The organism is Clostridioides sp. GD02404 (assembly GCF_045898275.1).
In the GTDB taxonomy this organism is placed as follows: domain Bacteria; phylum Bacillota; class Clostridia; order Peptostreptococcales; family Peptostreptococcaceae; genus Clostridioides; species Clostridioides difficile_A.
Genome location: NZ_JBJOCA010000084.1, coordinates 1 through 270, shown reverse-complemented (window position 1 = coordinate 270; position 270 = coordinate 1). Strand labels below are relative to the sequence as shown.

General features: G+C 31.9%; 1 rRNA gene. It reads left to right on the top strand.

The features are described from left to right. The first annotated feature begins 148 nt into the window (after positions 1-148). Positions 149-265, top strand: a 5S ribosomal RNA gene (rrf, locus tag Q3287_RS19595). Positions 266-270 lie beyond the last annotated feature (5 nt).

Genomic DNA, 270 nt, shown 5'->3' with positions numbered 1-270 from the left:
AGTTTTTAGAGTGTTAACTCTAGATAAAGTACTAACTTCAATTAATATGGTATATATCATATTAAACAATTACTATTTAGTACTTTAAAACTATTGACATTTAAAAATAAAGATGTTAATATAATACTTGTCTTATAAATAGGCAATATGTGGTTATAATAGCAAAGAGGATACACCTGTTCCCATTCCGAACACAGAAGTTAAGCTCTTTAGCGCTGATGGTACTTGGTGGGAAACTGCCTGGGAGAGTAGGACATAGCCACGTGGATA